General features: G+C 50.1%; 14 protein-coding genes. All 14 read right to left on the minus strand.

What is annotated here, in order from left to right:
* Positions 1-2: 2 nt before the first annotated feature.
* The 14 genes from ACTQ3A_RS05085 to ACTQ3A_RS05150 all read right to left on the minus strand — a co-directional run bounded on the left by ACTQ3A_RS05085 (position 3) and on the right by ACTQ3A_RS05150 (position 15667).
* Positions 3-650 carry an AAA family ATPase gene (locus ACTQ3A_RS05085; protein ID WP_441486207.1) on the minus strand — a complete coding sequence of 216 codons (648 nt, stop codon included), beginning with the start codon at positions 648-650 and terminating at the stop codon, positions 3-5.
* A gap of 175 nt (positions 651-825) precedes the next feature.
* Positions 826-1743: an RluA family pseudouridine synthase gene (locus ACTQ3A_RS05090; RefSeq protein ID WP_441100149.1), complete on the minus strand. Its 918-nt coding sequence runs from the start codon at positions 1741-1743 to the stop codon at positions 826-828.
* On the minus strand, positions 1740-2288 hold the full coding sequence (gene lspA / locus ACTQ3A_RS05095; protein ID WP_441494291.1) for a signal peptidase II: 549 nt from the start codon (positions 2286-2288) through the stop codon (positions 1740-1742). The genes ACTQ3A_RS05090 and lspA overlap by 4 nt, the downstream gene beginning before the upstream one ends.
* Before the next feature lie 120 nt (positions 2289-2408).
* A complete protein-coding gene (gene aroB / locus ACTQ3A_RS05100; protein WP_441494290.1) occupies positions 2409-3506 on the minus strand; it encodes a 3-dehydroquinate synthase in 1098 nt (365 codons plus the stop codon).
* Between the two features lie 470 nt (positions 3507-3976).
* The gene (locus ACTQ3A_RS05105; RefSeq protein WP_441494289.1) at positions 3977-4573 is read right to left on the minus strand and encodes a cell division protein SepF; all 597 of its coding nucleotides are present in this window, start codon (positions 4571-4573) and stop codon (positions 3977-3979) included.
* A gap of 176 nt (positions 4574-4749) precedes the next feature.
* Positions 4750-5457, minus strand: a complete 708-nt coding sequence (locus ACTQ3A_RS05110) for a YggS family pyridoxal phosphate-dependent enzyme (RefSeq protein ID WP_441494288.1) — start codon at positions 5455-5457, stop codon at positions 4750-4752.
* A gap of 207 nt (positions 5458-5664) precedes the next feature.
* Entirely contained in the window at positions 5665-6993 is a 1329-nt protein-coding gene (locus ACTQ3A_RS05115; RefSeq protein ID WP_441100144.1) for an HlyD family efflux transporter periplasmic adaptor subunit, read from the minus strand.
* Between the two features lie 229 nt (positions 6994-7222).
* Positions 7223-7648, minus strand: a complete 426-nt coding sequence (locus ACTQ3A_RS05120) for a twitching motility protein PilT (protein WP_441474444.1) — start codon at positions 7646-7648, stop codon at positions 7223-7225.
* Between the two features lie 185 nt (positions 7649-7833).
* Entirely contained in the window at positions 7834-9120 is a 1287-nt protein-coding gene (locus tag ACTQ3A_RS05125) for a D-alanyl-D-alanine carboxypeptidase family protein (RefSeq protein WP_441494287.1), read from the minus strand.
* Positions 9056-10246 carry an FtsW/RodA/SpoVE family cell cycle protein gene (locus ACTQ3A_RS05130; RefSeq protein WP_441100141.1) on the minus strand — a complete coding sequence of 397 codons (1191 nt, stop codon included), beginning with the start codon at positions 10244-10246 and terminating at the stop codon, positions 9056-9058. Before ACTQ3A_RS05130 ends, ACTQ3A_RS05125 begins: the two co-directional genes overlap by 65 nt.
* Before the next feature lie 99 nt (positions 10247-10345).
* On the minus strand, positions 10346-13294 hold the full coding sequence (locus ACTQ3A_RS05135) for a penicillin-binding transpeptidase domain-containing protein (RefSeq protein ID WP_441494286.1): 2949 nt from the start codon (positions 13292-13294) through the stop codon (positions 10346-10348).
* Positions 13279-13806, minus strand: coding sequence for a rod shape-determining protein MreD (mreD, locus tag ACTQ3A_RS05140; protein WP_441100138.1), 528 nt, complete (start codon positions 13804-13806; stop codon positions 13279-13281). The genes ACTQ3A_RS05135 and mreD overlap by 16 nt, the downstream gene beginning before the upstream one ends.
* Positions 13803-14651, minus strand: a complete 849-nt coding sequence (mreC, locus tag ACTQ3A_RS05145; protein ID WP_441100137.1) for a rod shape-determining protein MreC — start codon at positions 14649-14651, stop codon at positions 13803-13805. The genes mreD and mreC overlap by 4 nt, the downstream gene beginning before the upstream one ends.
* Positions 14648-15667, minus strand: a complete 1020-nt coding sequence (locus tag ACTQ3A_RS05150) for a rod shape-determining protein (RefSeq protein WP_441494285.1) — start codon at positions 15665-15667, stop codon at positions 14648-14650. Before ACTQ3A_RS05150 ends, mreC begins: the two co-directional genes overlap by 4 nt.
* Positions 15668-15669: the final 2 nt, after the last annotated feature.

The following is a 15669-nucleotide window of genomic DNA, read 5'->3' on the forward strand; positions in this document are numbered from 1 at the left end:
AATCAGTTCTTATCGGTAATGCCGTGGTGATATCCGCTCTCCTTGTGAGCAATCGCGTTCTTGATAATCTCCACGCAGCCGTCGATTCCGAACTTCGAACTGTCCAGACAGAGATGGTAGCTGTCTACAGATCCCCATTCCTTGCTGGTATAGTAGTTGTAGTAGCTGGAACGGCTCTTGTCGTTCTTCCGGATCCGGTCTCTGGCCTTATTGTCCGTCAGATCATACAGATTGGAAATCCTTCTCACCCGGACATCGAGATCCGCGTGAATGAATACGCTCAGAAGATTCGGGTTATCCTCGAGCGCGTAATCCGCGCACCTTCCGATGATAACACACGGTCCCTGCTGTGCAAGCTTCTTTACGGTGTCAAACTGTGCCAGGAATACCTTCTGATTCAATGGCATATCGTTCATGACATTCGATGTGTAACCGAAGGAATAGGTATCCATTACCAGAGAATACAGAAAACTGCTGGTCGGTTTCTCATCCTGATTTTCAAAAATTTCCTTGGCGAGTCCGCTGTGCTTGGCGGCCTGGTCGAGAAGCTCCTTGTCGTAAAACGGGATCTTCAGATCTTCTGCAAGCAATTTGCCGATCAGATGTCCGCCGCTTCCAAATTCACGTCCGATTGTAATGATGGTCTTCATAACAAGTCCTCCTTCCTGCATCGTGCTGTAGCAAGAAATTTTCTAAGCTCATTATAACATGATCCCTCAAAAAATCACACACAAATTTATGCGAAAAGGATATGTTTTTGTATACTTTCACAAAATAACTGTCAGTTTGCACAAATATAATCAGAATAAAAGCGGAGGACAAAATTCAGGCCAGTTTTATCAGGAGCTTATTGAAATAATCCGGCAGCGGCGCGGTGAATTCCATATATTCACCGGTGACCGGATGCTGAAAACCGAGAATCATGGCATGAAGCGTCTGGCCCTGCAGTCCCTTCACCGGGCATTTCTTTGGCCCGTAGAGCTCATCGCCCAGGAGCGGGTGACCAATATGTGCCATATGTACGCGGATCTGATGGGTTCTCCCGGTTTCCAGGCGGCATTCAATGTAAGTGTAGCCGTTCAGCCGCTGAAGCACGCGGACATGGGTAACGGCAGGCTTGCCCCTGCCGTCCGGAACGACTGCCATCTTCTTGCGGTCAACCGGATGGCGTCCGATATTGCCCTCGATTGTAATTTCGTCTTCCGTCAGGTTTCCGTGAACGATCGCGCGGTATCTGCGGGTGATGCTGTGTACGGCAAGCTGAGCGGCAAGACTTTGATGAGCAATATCATTTTTGCAGACGACAAGCGCTCCGGTCGTATCTTTGTCGATCCGGTGAACGATGCCCGGCCGGAGGACACCGTTGATCCCGGACAGACTGTCTCCGCAGTGATACAGCAGAGCATTTACCAGAGTGTGCTCATAATGCCCCGCGGCGGGATGAACGACCATATTCTTCGGCTTATTGACGACGAGGAGACAATCATCCTCATAGAGAATGTCGAGAGGGATGTTCTCGGGCAGAACAGGCGGCTCCTGATTGTCGGGAATTGTCAGGTGAATCCGGTCTCCGGCCTGGATTTTATAATTGGCTCTGACCGTCCGGTCCGCGACAAAAACGCTCTCATTCTTCAGAAGCTTCTGAATATGGGAGCGTGACATGGTTTCAAGCTGTTCGGTCAGATAGATATCAATTCTTTTATCCTGGTCTTCCGGCTCGACGGCAAACGAGATTTCTTTCATTGTGCGTCCTCTTTTTGATCCGCGTTGTTCTTTCGCCCGAAGATCTTCTGCAGATCCGTGTCCTTATAGTGAAACAGAACCAGAATAATCAACAGAATCACAGATATGGTGACGTAGATATCCGCAACATTAAAGATCGGAAAATTAATGACGGAGAAATAAATAAAGTCGACCACATATCGGTGCATGATCCGGTCGATCAGATTGCCGACCGCCCCTGCGCAGAGAATGGCAAGGCTCCACAGAAGAGGATTGAATGCAGATGTATTCTGTGGGATCTTCCTCATCAGCCAGATGGCGAAAATCAGAAAGACTGCGGTCAGAATATAGAAGAACCACTGCTGATTCTGAAGCATGCTGAAGGCTGCTCCGTTATTCTCAAGGTAGCGGAGTTCAAGAATACCGGGAATCAGAACACGTGCCTCTCTTCCGGCGAGATGGCTGACGGCGAGGTACTTTGTAAACTGATCGAAAATCACAAGGATTGCGCCCGCAATCAGCAGGAGAAGCGGACTTGTTCGTTTTTTTTCAGCAGTATTGCTCATGGGTAAACTACAGTTCCTTTCATTAATACAGTATGTAGAGCCCCGATTGCGGGAGTGCGCAGCACGGAGCAATCCGAAGCATATACAGCAGGTGGTGCCCTGCTTGTGGAACAGGGACATTTATTTCATAAGTACAGACGCTGCTTCGCGCAGCTCCTCGTCTGTGACGCTGCTGTCAATTACCGCGTTGCCGACACCGTCAAGAAGGATAAAGCGGATATGCCCCTCTTCCATTTTCTTGTCGGATCGGGTAGTCCGGACGATTTCATCAACGGTCAGGCCGCTGACAGAGGTGGGAATCCCGAAATCCCGGTGAAGCTTCTGCAGCCACCGGTAATCCTCCTCTGAGATCATGCCACGCTTCATAGACAGCCAGGAAGCTCCGATGGAGCCAATCCCGACACACTGACCGTGAAGAAGTTCGAAGTTCTTGCATTTCTCAATGGCATGGCCGAGCGTATGACCGAAGTTGAGGATGGCACGGAGTCCCTTGTCCTTTGGATCCTCCTCGACAACGGACGCCTTGACCCTGCAGCAGGCACGGATCACGGTCGCCAGAGCATCCGGATCTCTCCGGAGGATCTCTGCCTCGTGGGAATCGATCCAGGTGAGCAGATTTCTGTCGCGGATCGCACCGGTCTTCAGAACCTCACCCATTCCGGATGCAAACTGATCCTGCGGAAGTGTCTTCAGTGTCTTCATATTCATGTAGACAAGGCGCGGCTGAAGAAATGCGCCTACCATATTTTTGTACTGTTCAAAATCGACACCTGTTTTCCCTCCGACACTGCTGTCCACCTGCGCAAGAAGGGTAGTCGGAATCTGGATGAAGTCGATGCCGCGCAGATAAGTAGCTGCCGCAAAACCGGTCAGATCACCGGCGACGCCGCCGCCAAGTGCGGCGAGGATGTCGTTTCGCTGAAACTTGTGTTCGATTAGAAAACGATACAGGCCGATTACCGTATCCAGACACTTGTGTTCCTCCCCGGCCGGAAAAACGTAGGTTTCAACCGTAAGGCCAAGCGGAGCGAGTGCCTTCTCAACCTCCCCGGCATACAGCGGCGCCACATTGCTGTCGGATACCACACAGATCTTTTTTGCCCGGAAACCGCTGATCTGGCGGATTTCATCCGCAAGGGTCTGAAAGCTGCTCTCCCACACAATCCGATAGGAAAACTCCATGCCTGAGCTTTTTCTCTCTACAATTAATGATTCCATAATAATCTCCTTCTCAATCCTTTGTCGCCTGTATCCCACTGCTGAAGCAAGAGGAACTTTACGGTATTTTCTGATAAGAGAAAAGCATCAGTAAGAATCGCTTCTAACTGATGCCTGCAAGGTCATTTACTGTATAAGCTCTTCGAAAATACAGACAGGATCGTCACGCGCGAAGCGTGTGTAAGAGACTGTATGCGATTTCGAAGGCAACAGGTATGAGGATGAAGCGCGAACGCGCGATATCCGAATATGCGCGGACAGTGAGCCACATCCGCTCACACAAAGTGTGAAGCGGTGGGGCGAACGCCGCGTCAGACCGGCGAAGCCGGTCACCTGTAGGATTGCGAGAGTGCGAAGCACGGAGCAATCCGCAGCTTATACCGTGTGTGGCACGATGTATCGTATGGCCGTTACTGTAATCATTTGAACAGATATGGATGTCCGGAAAGCCATCGCGATGAAAAGCTCTGTCAGAACGCAGTGCGCATCGTCGGCATCGCGCCGTTCAGAAGATCCTGAATGTCTCCGGAAATCTCGACGGTAGAAGGAGTCAGAATGAAGATGTAACTGGAAACCTTCTGCAGTCCTCCGCCGATTGCATAACAGGAACCGGAGGAAAAATCAATAATTCTCTGTGCGAGCTCGACATCAAGTCCCTCCAGATTCAGTACAACGGTACAGCCGGAAAGCAGGGTGTCTGCAATCTCCCTGTAGTCCTCGACCTTTGCAGGTTTGATTACACAGACTTCCATACCGCTGCGGGAGGACGATGCGGCGCGATGCATCGGCGTTACTTTCTGTGACTGTGCTGCAGGTCTTGTCTGCATGCGGGCAGCCGTGGTATATCTTCCTGAGGTCTCCGGCTGTGCCTTGCGAACCGGCTCCTCCTCTTCTGCCTCGCGTGCTGCATTTACGCTCTTGCGGCTTCCAAAATGCTTTTTCTTCGGCGCTGGTTCTTCTTCCGGCTCATCATCATAATCTTCATCGTCGTCATCGAAGAATTCATCGTCATCATCATAATCGTCATTCAGACGTACCGCATCAAGGAACTTATCAAAAAATCCCATCTTATCATTCTCTCCTAACAATTTCTTACAGACTCAGGGGCGGCGCGGAAGCTGCGGAGCAGCTAACGTAACGCGGGGACTTATACCTATTGTGGCACCCCGCCTGCGGGGCATGGCCGTTTATTTCACAATGCTGAAATCTGCCGCAGTGCAATGCGGAAATAGAAAAATGCACCTCACTGTTTGTGCGTATAATCGCGTGCGCCGAAAATGGCGGTACCTACACGGACAAGTGTGGCACCCTCTTCGACTGCAATAATATAATCATTGGTCATACCCATACTCAGAGTCTTCATTTCAACATTCTCATTATCAGTGTTTTCATTGTTGATGTCAACACTTAATTGTCTCAATTTGCGGAAGACCGGACGGTTGTCCTCCGGGTTCTTCACAAAGGGAGCGCTGGTCATAAGACCGCTTACAATGATATGTGGAAGCGTTTCTGCAATTCTTTTCACAAGCTCCGGGGCTTCCTCGCAGGAAACGCCGAATTTTGTGTCTTCCTCCGCAACATTGACCTCGATCAGGATCGGAATCCGGCGGCTGTGCTTAACTGCTTCCTTCTCGATAGTCTGAGCAAGCTCATAGGTATCGACGGCATGTATCATCGTGACGTATTCCGCGATGTACTTGACCTTGTTTCTCTGCAGATGACCGATCATATGCCAGTGAATATCCTTTGGAAGGTCATCATGCTTCTGGCGGAGTTCCTGAATATAGTTCTCACCGAAGTCACGTACCCCGGCACGGTAAAGCTCTTCGATATTCTCCTCCGGCTTTGTCTTGCTGACTGCAATCAGCGTGACATCCTCCGGATTCCGGCCCGCGCGGGCGCAGGCCTCATCGATGTTCCTGCGAACAGCTTTATAATTTTCCAAAAGCATCTTCAACACCTCACATTTCTGTATATATGTGGCACCCTGCCCGAGAGGCAAGGGCGTTTTCTGTAAAACATCATATGATATATGGTATCACAAACGGTAAAAGCTAAGGATTGCGCTGTGCTTTGCACTCTCGCAATCCCTATACTTATATGGACTTGTATGACGCAATGCCTTTACGAGAATATGGATCTGTATGACGTATTGCCCTTATCGGAGGATCTCCGCTTCGTTCACAGTGCTTCCGTCTCTGACAATATAATCATACTGGGAGATTCCGTAGTTTGTGCCCTCTTCTACCAGACAGTATTCATCATTCTGATCGATAATGTCGATCTTGCGGAACTGTGCGTAGCCGCGGTTGATACAGTAAACTCCCTCCAGCGACGCGGTAGCTCCGATGGTATACGTGTCACTGGAATCCGGCTTGAGGATGAGATCGCCAGGCTGGAAATCCGCTTCATCTACATAGTAAACCTTCTGTCCGGAATCATCCGTGGTGCTCTCATACAAATCGGCTTCCACAAATTCTGTTGAGGAACTGCCTCCGCTGCTCTTCGTCTGTTTCATGAATCCGTCGGAGTCGTCATCGCCTCCTGTCGTCAGATAATCTACCGGAATCGTGTAAAATTCCTTTGTGACGATAGAAGAAAGGGGAATTTTCAGTCCGGTGTCCGTATTTGTCACAAGTTCAATATTCAGGAACCGGTCATCTGCGTACCGTACCATACCACTGTACAGAGTAATTTTTGCAAAATGCGTGCCGTCCTTGTCAAACAGAGTGAGATCTCCGTTCTCGGAATTCCCGTCTTTGCTGAACTTTACGCGGACTGTTGACTTTGTGGAAAGAGCGGCATATTGCCTGTCCGTTAAGGGGAAGACAAGATACCAGGTGTCATCGGTCGCAATGCGAAAGATCGGATCTCCCTTCGAAACCTTGTCGCTGGTTCGGAGCTGCGTGCTCTCATAGGATTTGATGTTAAAATCATCCAGGGTGACGTCCTGCGGTGTCAGCGTCTCATATCCGTCTGTCGTATAGGTAATGACACCGTCGTTATCTGCCTGACAGGCAGTTCCGTTGACAGAGGATGGATCACTGTCGTTGATGACGGTAGAGTTCAGGGAATACTGAAAGTCATAGACGGTTCCGAAATTGTCCTCATTATATGCCCCCGTAAATTCCGAGGCAAGCTGCCGGATTTTGCTGATGTCGGAGTCTGCCAGTTTGACCGTGGAGGAAGAATCAGGGCTGGAGCCGATACTGCACACGATGTCATTCTTGGATGCCCGGGCACTGTCCTGCGTATAATAGCTGACATACCCTGAGGCCGAAGCATCAACCAGCTCTTCCGACCGAAGCGCAAGCGCTGAATAGGATTCGTTATTTGAAAGAGTGCCGGAAGTTACCATATATGAGGAAATGTGCTTTGAGGTCGCATAGATAAAGATCGTGATGATCAGATACAGGAAGAGCGCTCCGAAGATCACGGTGCCGATATTGAAATTTATTCCGTGTTTTCTTTTATTCTTTTTTGCCACAGTTGCCTCCTGCATACGCTTTGACTTCTTATTCTAGCATTATCCGAAATTTATTACAAGCAAAAGAAAGCTGCCCGCAGGGAGGCATAAAGAAAGCTGCCCGCAGGGAGGCATAAAGAAAGCTGCCCGCAGGGAGGCATAAAGAAAGCTGCCGCAGCAGGTGCGGCAGCTTTCTGAAGTCCCGTTCGGAACCAAAAACTATAGGCTGAATTCGATACATGTACGGATATTACAGAGCAAGGAGGATCTTTTCCTGCATATCTGCGCTCAGTTCTTCCTTGTCCATGGACATGCTGATGACAAAGTCAACATGGAACATTGTGCTGATCTGCTCGAGCTGTTCGATGCAGTCGTCTACCTTATCCTTGTTGTCTTCAAGCTTCGTCAGCTTCAGGAAGCCATCGAGATACATCTGCTCGATATCACGATTCTGAGAGATGATTCCGCAGATAAAACCGACAAATTCATTGTAGTCCTTTAACGGATAAACGGATACATCAATCAGGCGGATCTTGTTGTTCAGCTCAAGCATATGCTTTGCGCTCTTGTCGAGATATACGATATCTCCGCTCGCCGACCTGACTGCTGTATTCACTTTGTCCAGAATATATTTGGTTTTCCCTTTTCCCTTTTTGCCTACAATTAATTGAACCATGGCTGATTCCTCCTTGAGCAGTATCGTAATGTAAAATACATTGGTGTATCATAATTTCCCGAAAAGCTGCATAACCGACACAGACTGGCACGATTTAATTGTCTTTTTGACTAAAATCGTTTCGGGTTGATGGTTTAATTATAGTGTATTTATACAAAAAAGGCAAGACACTTTCCTTATTTTCATCAGGAACCGGAGACTGAGGAAACACTCTCATCCGTATTGGAGGACGAAGACACCTTTTCGGCTCCGGAAGTGGAAGTATCCGTTCCGGAGGATGAGGATTTCGCTCCGGAAGAGGAGGAATCCGTCCCGGAGGAGGAAGCATCCGTGCCGGAGGAGGAAGATCCCGCATCGGAGGAGGCGTCCGAATTCGTCAGACTGAGCAGCTTGCTCATATCGTTGTACAGAGTATCCTTCGTATCGGCACCGGTGACGATTGCGATAAAGGGAACGCCGTAACCGTTCTGTACGACGAGAGCAAGGCATGATCCGGCCTGATCTGTTGTACCGGTCTTGCTCGCAAGAATCTGTACATTGGAAGGCAGTGAATAGGTTCCGTCGAGATATTCATCGGTTGTAGTGGACAGGAAGGTGCTCTCTCCCTCGGTCCCCGTGACGCTTGTCTGGTACTGGGACTGTGAGGCGATCTTTGAAAAATCAGGATAATCCTGATAGACACGGTTCAGCATCAGATAAATGTCATATGGTGTTGTGTAGTGGTTGTCGTCGTGGAGTCCGGAAGGATTGACAAAATGGGTTCCCGTCATCCCGAGCTTCTGAGCTTCCGAATTCATCATCTCCACGAATTTATCTACGCTGCCGCCGACCGTTCGGGCAATCGCCATGGCCGCGTCATTCGCGGAGTATACCAGAAGCAGGTTCAGCAGATCTTCGAGCGCAACCTTGTCTCCGACTTCAAGCTGACTGGACTGCGCGTCCTCACCGAGCTGAAAATCCGCATCCGTCATCGTGACCTGCTGCGTGAGGTCTGCGCCGCTCTCAAATGTCACGAGAGCCGTCATGATCTTCGTCAGGCTGGCGGGATAGATTTTATCGTAGATTCCCTTTGCATAGAGGCTGGTGTGATCCTCGAGATTAAACAGAAGCGCCCGTTCATCATCTTCAGTGAGGCTGAGGCTTCCGGATCCGACTTCGGATTCGGAACAGACAATTCCCTCGCTTTCCGTGTAATTCGATGTACTTTGAAGGGTGAAGGGAGAAAGCTCCTCGGCCCCGTTCTGGGCGGAGAGATTATAGGCCTCGGATGTGTCAAGCGTCGCGCTCCGCGTGAAGATCAGATGAATCAGAACAGCTGCCAGCACAAGAATCACCGCGATGAAAACTGCCGCAATACGATGCAGGAGACGCTGCCGTCTGCGTCTCGCGTTCCGGCTGTATTTTCTGTTATGCCTTCTTTCCGGTTCCGGATTCGAAGGAGTCCGGTTTGAATGTTTCTCCTGTATAGACATATTTTCCTCCATAGTCAAAATATTTCTTGCGCTGCAGACTGATATTCATCACCACACCCATTCCGATGTAGAGACTGATCAGAGAGGTCAGGCCGTAACTCACAAAAGGAAGCGGCGTTCCGGTATTCGGAAGAAGGCCTGTCGCGACGCAGATGTTGATAAAGCTCTGTATCGCGATCAGACATCCCATACCGTAGCAGACCAGAGTGCCGGAGAGATCTTTTGCCGCTCTGCCTGCCAGAAAGCAAAGCAGGATGATCAGGAACAAGAGGATGACAATAATGGCGCTTCCGATGAAGCCCAGCTCCTCTCCCGCAACCGCGAAGATGAAGTCGTTCTGAATCTCGGATATGAAATTGCCGCTGTTCGCGGAAAGATCCGTGTTGTTCAGCCCTTTTCCGGTGACCTGTCCGGAACCGATTGCCATGATGGAATTCTGCTGCTGCATCTTGGAGTCGGAATACTCCTCGCTGTCATCGGAGCTGAGGAAGGTCATGATACGGTCCTTCTGATAATCGTCGACGATATGGAGATCCGTTTTGACGATCAGGAGAAACATCACCAGTACAACCGGTACGATTACCGCGAGGATAATCCCGATCTTCTTGTAGCTGAGCCCTGCTCCGAAATACATCAGTGCGAATACAATGGTCATTGTGATGGTATTCTTCAGGTCCGGCTGACTCAGGATGAGGAACAGCGGAAAAGCAAGAAGAATGATCGACCGGAAGACCGTCTTCCAGGAGTTCAGGTTTTCTTCATGGTTCATAAAGTACATGGAGAAAAACAGAATCATCATGATCTTGCACAGCTCGGTCGGCTGGAACTGGAACCCTCCGATGTTGATCCAGCGAGCCGCTCCCAGCGCCGTTGTGCCGAACAGGCGGACCATGATCAGCAGAAGAATGTTAATAATGTAGATGATCCAGTAAAAATGGAGAATCCAGCTGTAATCGATCAGAGAGATCACGATCATCAGCGCAAGCCCCATCAGAAAGCCCATCAGCTGTCTGCTTCTGAGGGTCGGATCGGCAGATCCGACGAGGACCACACCGATCGAACTGATGATAATCAGCAGAAGCATCAGCATGAAATTGTAATCTTTCAGTTTATATAACTTCAGCATTCGATATTTTCCCTCTATCTGTGCACTGGCTCAGTCGGCAGCGATTTTCTCCGTGCTCAAATCACATCCCGTGCGAATTTTACAAATTGTTGAAAAAACTCAGTCAGCAACAATCTTCTTTGTGATCGAATCTGTATTTGCGTGTTTCATGATGATATTTTCCTCGGAATCCAGATTGAAGTAATACCTGAGGGCATCCCTTGCGACAAGGCTTGCGTTTGTGGAGCTGTAACCATTCGCGATCCGGACGGCGAAAGCCACATCGTCATAGGAAGTGCTGTCCTCTGCGCCGCTTGTGAATCCGATGACCAGACCGTGATCCGCGCGCAGCATGGATTCCTGTGCGGTTCCTGTCTTCGCGTACACGGTAATGGTACTGGAAAATCCCGGCCATACCGTCGCGTCATTTGATACAACCCCTGCCATTCCTTCATCGATCAGATCCCATGTCGTGCTGCTGATGGAATTTGCCGTGCTGAGTGTTTTTGTCTCGTTCTGCTTCAGCGTATTTCCTTCCGAGTCCGCGGTCTTGTCAACCAGGGTCAGATCCCGGCATACGCCTCTGTCTGCGATGGTCGCCGCGTATCTGGCGAGCTGAGTCGTTGTGTACTGATGCGTTCCCTGTCCGATGGAGGACGGAATCGGAAGACTGTCGGACACATGAGGATCCGATTCGGAAATTTCAATCCCCGTTCCCTCATTAAGACCGAACATTGCGGCGTACTTCTGCTCCTTTGCGAGAGCGGTATCCTGATCATAGTTCTGATTGCTATCAAGACCCAGATCAAAGCCAACGGTACAGAAAAAGACGTTACAGGAATTTGTAATTCCGCCGACCACATTCAGGTAGCCGTGGCCGTTGCTGTTCCAGCAGGCCACCCGGTCCGAGTCAGACAGGAACGGAATATCCTTTCCAAAGACGCCGGTACAGTCAATCAATGTTGAACCGTCAATGACCCCTTCGGTAAGACCTGCGGCTGCCATGACCGGCTTAAAGGGAGATCCCGGAGCGGTGAGCTGCTGCGTCGCCTTATTATAAAAAGGAGTGGAAAGATCGGTATTCAGCTTGTTGTAGTAATCGGTGTCCATGTCATTTGCAAGTCGGTTGTTGTCATAGCCCGGATAAGAGACACAGGCACGAACCTGACCGGTATCCGGATCCGTGATGACAATGGAACCGGAACACGGATCCAGGGCAAGCATGGCGGGCGTAATTTCCAAGCTGTAGATTTTGTTGTACAGCAGCTGGTACGCGCTGGTCGCCCCGCTCTCAAAGGAAGCATAGTCAGCGTCATCCTTTGAGAGAATTCCCTGATCATAAAGGATCTGCATGATCACCTTCGGCTCCAGCGCGTCATCCTGAAGCAGATATTTGTAGAGAAGCTTGTGGAACACTTTTTCTCCGGTGATGTGACTGGAGATGAAATCAAGGACTGCCTGATAGATTTCATCTGAGGTCAGATATGAAGAATCCTTGTCGCTGAGCTTGGCTACATTGATCCAGCTGTTATTTGCCGCATACTGGAGAAAAGCACGGGGGCTTATGGAGCCGTCCTTGAAATATGCCTGGTAGGTGGCATCGTCTGTTTTCATGGAAGAACTGTCCAGAATTCCGTACTCCGTTGTGAGAAAATCGGATATCACATAATCGAACACAGCTTTCTGCTCAGCAGACAGATCCGAATACCTGGAAGCGCTGTCGCTGCTCAGCTGACCGGTGATCCAGTTCACCGTGTTGGTCTGGCTGGTATCCAGCGCGGTCTGTGCCTTCTTCTCCGCCTCTGTAGCATCGTCGTCTGAGAATTTATCAATATCAATGATGCTGTTTTCAATCAACGCGTTGTAGCAGTCGTAACTGGCGATGGAAATGGTATCATTGTCCGCGAGGCTTGCCGCGTCCACGGATTTTGCATCCGTCATATTGGTCAGGAGAATACCGGCGATTCTTTCTTCCAGAATCTGATAGGCTGCCTTCTGAAGCTCGCTGTCGATGGTAAGGTAAACGTCATTGCCCTTGGCAGGCTGCACCAGGGAGTCTTTATTTTCCGAGACTACCTTTCCGAGGTTATTGATCGTAACCTCCTCGGAGCCATCGGTTCCCTGCAGGGTGCTCTCCATTGCCTTCTCGATTCCGGCCTTTCCTACAATGGAGTTGCTGTTGTAGCGTGTATCGCCGGAGCCGTAATCTTCCAGTTCGTCCGAGGAGATCTTTCCCGTGTAGCCGACGACAGGAGCCATTGCTTCACCGCCGCTGTAGACACGGATATAATCCTCTGCGATTTCCACGCCCTGCAGAGAATCCGTGTTTTCCTTCACTGCCGCAACGGTACTGTCGGAGACATTGGTCGCGACAGTCACCGCGACATAGCGCTGGTAGCTGACCAGACTGAGCTGGTAGCGGACCACAATAATATCCAGTGCCTCTTCCTTTGTGAGCTTTTCAGGGAGGCCGTATTCGGCAAGCTCCTCCGCCGTATACGGCTCATCCGAATCCGTGAGTCCATAGTATTTTGAACCGCTCAGATCCTGGACAATTTTATCCGGGGATGCATCCGCCTCGCCTGCCTTCAGTTCATCCGTCGTCTGATATCCGTAGATGTCCGCACGGAAACGCTGGATTGTCGTGGTATTGTCGGTATCAAAGGCGTAATTTCCGTCCGATCCGATAATAATATGGAAATCATGGGAAGGGGTGTCGCCGTTGGAACGGATCATCTTCGTCAGGCGGTAGATCTCGCCGTTCAGGGCCAAATTCTTCTGCCGGGTGGTATCATACGACCCGTTATCCTCTATCGTGACATTATTTGCCAGTTCATTGGACGCGATAACCTTCCCGTTTACATCATAGATATTGCCGCGGGTGCTCTTCAGCGTGCGCGTAGCGGTCGTCATGACCGTGAAGCTGTTCGCGTAATCCTTTCCGCGGATAATCTGAAGATGAAACAGCCTCACCAGAAGGATCAGAGCCAAAACAGCAAAAAGCAGAACAAGGATCAGTCCTCTTCTGCTGAAAAAACGGATGAATGCTTTTTTTATCTTCTTAGCCAAGGTGATTGTTCTTCCTCCAGTTCATTTGCGGTGATCTTTCTGTTCAGCCAGTGGTACAGAAAATAAAGCGGAATGGTAAAGAGCATGGTGCATACCGCCTCCGGCAGAATCGTGTGTATCATACAGGATCCGAGCGTAAGGCTCGTACCATTCAGAAAACGGATCAGGTAACAGGCAAGGCCGTAAACGATATCGCTGATTCCCACTGCGACAAGAGGAATCCGGATATCCTCATCAAAAAATACCTTGAACAGAAATCCGTTAAAATATCCGATGTATAGAAGAATAAGCGCGGTGAATCCGAATATTCCGCCGTAAAACAGATCCAAAATCAGTCCGGAGATAAAGCCTGTCCACATGCCGGATTTCTTTCCCCGCATGAAGCCCATGGAGCATGTGAGGATCAGCGCCAGATTCGGCACAGACAGAATTGCCGGCAGAATCAAACCCAACGAGGACTGCACCACTAAGGTTGCGGCAATTATCAGAAAAATACAGATATTTTTCTTCATTGATCAGCGGTCTCCTTCAGCTGTTTGATGATGAGAACGGTGTTCACGGACTGAAAATTCACTGCAGGAATAATATAGCCCGTCTTCGTCAGCAGGTTGGAGTCATCCTGTACAGAATCCACATACCCGATCAGAATCCCGGGAAGGTATTTGTCACTGATGTTGGAGGTGACGACACGTTCTCCGGTGGATACCTTGGCATCTGTTCTGAGCTCGCTCAGCGCAAGCTTACCGGATTCAATCAGTGACAGACTGCCTGTGACAATGCAGTTTTCCGAGGAATCGAGAAGCATGGCGCTGACGTTGTTGTCGTCGTCGATGATGGAGCGGACGGTTGACCAGTTTTTACCGACCTCGGTGACGATACCCACAAGACCGCCGTCGGAAATGACATTCATATTGACGGCAACGCCATCGTCCGTGCCGCGGTTCACAGTAAAGGTGTTATACCAGTTTCCCGTGCCCTTTGCGATGACGGACGCAGCAATTTTGTCGTAGTCATTATAATCCTGATCCAGATCATAGAGCTTCCGGAGATCCTCCAGTTCTTTGGTGTTCTCGGTAAGAACCGTGTTCTCCTCTTCCAGATCTGCCACCTTGCTCTTCAGCTCTTTGTTTTCCTTAGCCAGCTGTCTGGCATTCTTCTGCCCGATTCTCTGTCCGTTCAGCCAGTCTCCGACCTTATTGATCCCGGTCTGCAGCGGAACCAGAAAAGTTCCGGCGGCGTTCCGCAGCGGTGATATGGATATGACCTGACTGCCGGTCAGCATGGCAAGCGCGACGCAGATGATGGTAAGAATGACAAGCAGATATCTGCTTTTAATATGTGTCCCTTTTTTTTTCATGAATATGACTTCTTTCCCGGCAGATATGCCCAGTGCTGCATTTCAGGATGAGTGATGAGCTCCTTCAGACCGCATACGGTGCTGAGATCATAATATTTCGACAGGATAACCGGACAGTCGAGCGCTTCCTCCAGAAACGGCACCATGCCGGCAATGTGCGTGCTGCCTCCGGTGATATAAATTCCTTCCTTCAGAACACCCGCGCGGATCTGCGGCGGAATCCGTTCCATAATCCGGCGGATTTCTGCGGCAATCTTCTGCATCTCCGCGGTGACACTGGCGGTAACATTGTAGCTCGTCACGACGCCGTTTCGCGGAAGGCCACTGTCCAGATCAATACCGTTTACCTTACATCCCTCATTGATGTCTTTTTCCAGATTTGTCAGCGTCAGCTTCAGACGCTGTGCTGTGTGGTGACTGACAATGAAGCTGTTCTTTCGTCGGATGCCCTCTACGATAGCGGAGGTGAATGCCTGTCCGCCGATGGCAATCATTCTGCTGATGATCACCCGCTCATCGGCGATGAAGGAGACTTCGGTGCTCTGAGCTCCGATGTTGATAATCATCGATCCTCTGGTGTGATGCAGCGGGATGCCCAGGGCGAGTGCGTCCGCGATCGGTTTTTCCACAAGATAAACCTGGCTTCGGCGGAACCGGCCCTTCCGCGCAATTGTGGAATATGCCCGGCGCTCGATCTCAGTCATATCGACGGGAACGGAAAAATACAGAACCGGACGATACCCGGCGTATCCGCCGGTCCGTCCGAGCATCGTGTGCAGCACAGCTTCCATCATCAGAACGTCATTGATCCGTCCATTGCTCATCGGTGAGATGATCTCGATATTCTCAGGAGTCCTCTCATACATGGCATAGGCGTCATTGCCGACTGCTATCACGGTATCCCCGTTCCGGACCGCTATCATATTCACTTCCTTGGTAATGGAATCCTTGTTCCTGTCGTAGATCTTCACCGTTCCGGTGCCCATATCCACGCCATACACATGATTAAATGACATAT

Origin of the sequence: Bilifractor sp. LCP21S3_F8, from assembly GCF_052117805.1 — a bacterium.
In the GTDB taxonomy this organism is placed as follows: domain Bacteria; phylum Bacillota; class Clostridia; order Lachnospirales; family Lachnospiraceae; genus Bilifractor.

Bases quoted from the DNA above. Each gene is read 5' to 3' on its own strand.
- ACTQ3A_RS05120 (WP_441474444.1), bottom strand. From the start codon at position 7,648: ATGGTTCAATTAATTGTAGGCAAAAAGGGAAAAGGGAAAACCAAATAT.
- mreD (WP_441100138.1), bottom strand. From the start codon at position 13,806: ATGAAGAAAAATATCTGTATTTTTCTGATAATTGCCGCAACCTTAGTG.
- lspA (WP_441494291.1), bottom strand. From the start codon at position 2,288: ATGAGCAATACTGCTGAAAAAAAACGAACAAGTCCGCTTCTCCTGCTG.
- ACTQ3A_RS05085 (WP_441486207.1), bottom strand. From the start codon at position 650: ATGAAGACCATCATTACAATCGGACGTGAATTTGGAAGCGGCGGACAT.
- mreC (WP_441100137.1), bottom strand. From the start codon at position 14,651: ATGAAAAAAAAAGGGACACATATTAAAAGCAGATATCTGCTTGTCATT.
- ACTQ3A_RS05150 (WP_441494285.1), bottom strand. From the start codon at position 15,667: ATGTCATTTAATCATGTGTATGGCGTGGATATGGGCACCGGAACGGTG.
- aroB (WP_441494290.1), bottom strand. From the start codon at position 3,506: ATGGAATCATTAATTGTAGAGAGAAAAAGCTCAGGCATGGAGTTTTCC.
- ACTQ3A_RS05125 (WP_441494287.1), bottom strand. From the start codon at position 9,120: ATGTCTATACAGGAGAAACATTCAAACCGGACTCCTTCGAATCCGGAA.
- ACTQ3A_RS05110 (WP_441494288.1), bottom strand. From the start codon at position 5,457: ATGCTTTTGGAAAATTATAAAGCTGTTCGCAGGAACATCGATGAGGCC.
- ACTQ3A_RS05105 (WP_441494289.1), bottom strand. From the start codon at position 4,573: ATGGGATTTTTTGATAAGTTCCTTGATGCGGTACGTCTGAATGACGAT.
- ACTQ3A_RS05090 (WP_441100149.1), bottom strand. From the start codon at position 1,743: ATGAAAGAAATCTCGTTTGCCGTCGAGCCGGAAGACCAGGATAAAAGA.
- ACTQ3A_RS05130 (WP_441100141.1), bottom strand. From the start codon at position 10,246: ATGCTGAAGTTATATAAACTGAAAGATTACAATTTCATGCTGATGCTT.